Source organism: Methylobacterium sp. J-076, from assembly GCF_022829405.1.
Taxonomy (GTDB): Bacteria; Pseudomonadota; Alphaproteobacteria; order Rhizobiales; family Beijerinckiaceae; genus Methylobacterium.
Map to the genome: position 1 here is coordinate 1 of NZ_JAKSXW010000106.1, position 1,465 is coordinate 1,465.

At 65.9% G+C, this 1,465-nt stretch carries 1 protein-coding gene; it reads left to right on the top strand.

From position 1 onward, the window contains the following. Positions 1–134: 134 nt before the first annotated feature. A partial coding sequence (locus MKK53_RS09670; RefSeq protein ID WP_243928487.1) for a PAS domain-containing sensor histidine kinase occupies positions 135–1,465 on the top strand: 1,331 nt, incomplete at its 3' end.

Below are 1,465 nucleotides of genomic sequence, written 5' to 3' on the forward strand. Positions count from 1 at the left end.
GGGCATGGCCCCTGAAATGTCCTCGGTAAGCCGAAGCGCGCGATCACGTCTTTCGGCGACTTCGAAAATTACGACTGCACGGTCTTCGACACGCTCGATGAGAGGTCTCACCGATCCAGCGACAAGACGTCCAGGTGCAGCCATTGCCGCTTCGTACGGCGACCGCTTGGCATGACACGGTGAGCGACGCGACAGCGTTCCTGGCTGGGGGCGGTGAGGCCGCGCGCCTCATTCGCGAGCGCGACTGGTCTGCCCATCCTCTTGGGCAACCCGAGACGTGGCCGCAAGCTTTCAAGACCGCGCTCTCGCTGGTCCTGAACTCGCCCGAGAGCATGATCCTGGCCTGGGGGCCGGACCTGCACTTCTTCTTCAACGACACCTATTCCCGCCTGCTCGGCCCCCGGGTGGCCTGGGCCATGGGCGAGCGTTTCGACAGAGTCTGGGCGGATGCCTGGGAACAGGCCAAGCCCATCATCGAAGACGCCTTCGCCGGGCGCAGCCATCGCTTCGAGGACCTTCCGTGGACACTCGATACCGACCGGGGGGCGGCGGAGACCTGGTTCTCCTTCTCGTATTCACGGGTGCTCGACGCCGACGGCAGGATCGCGGGCCTGTTCATCTTCACCAACGAAACCACGCAGCGGGTGCTGGCCGACGCCGCGCTGAAGGACAGCCAGGAGAACCTCGAACGGGCACTCGGCGAGGTGCGCAGCCTGAACGCGACCTTGGAGCGGCGCGTGGAGGAGCGCACGAACGAGCGGGACCTGATGTGGGATACCGCGCCCGACCTGATGCTCATCATCGACTTCGCGGGCGTCTTCCGGCGGGTCAACCCGGCATGGACTCGCCTTCTCGGCTACGAGCCGCACGAACTGGTCGGTCACCATGTCAACGAGTTCGTCCTGGCGGAGCACCACGTCGAGACGGTCGACGCCTATACCGAGGCGTCCGAGGGCGGGATGCCCCATATCGTCAACCGCTACCGGCACAAGGATGGCTCGACGCGCTGGATCTCATGGACCGCCGCCCCGGCCGGAACGCTGACCTACGCGACCGGACGCGACATCACCGAGGCCCGGGAAAGGCAGGCCGAGCTAGAGCAGGCCCAGGAGGCTCTGCGCCAATCCCAGAAGCTGGAAGCCGTCGGCCAGCTCACCGGCGGCGTCGCCCACGATTTCAATAACCTGTTGACGATCATCCGCTCGTCGGTGGACTTCCTTCGCCGACCGGACCTGCCGGAGGCGCGCAAGGATCGGTACCTCAACGCCGTCTCCGATACGGTTGAGCGCGCCGCCAAGCTCACCGGCCAGTTGCTCGCCTTCGCACGCCGGCAGGCACTCAAGCCAGAGGTGTTCGACGTCGGCGAGAGGATGCGCGGGATCGCGGAGATGCTCGATACTGTGACGGGCGCACGCGTCTACGTGGTCGCACAGGTGCCCGATGCTCCTTGCTTCGTCCGGGCGGA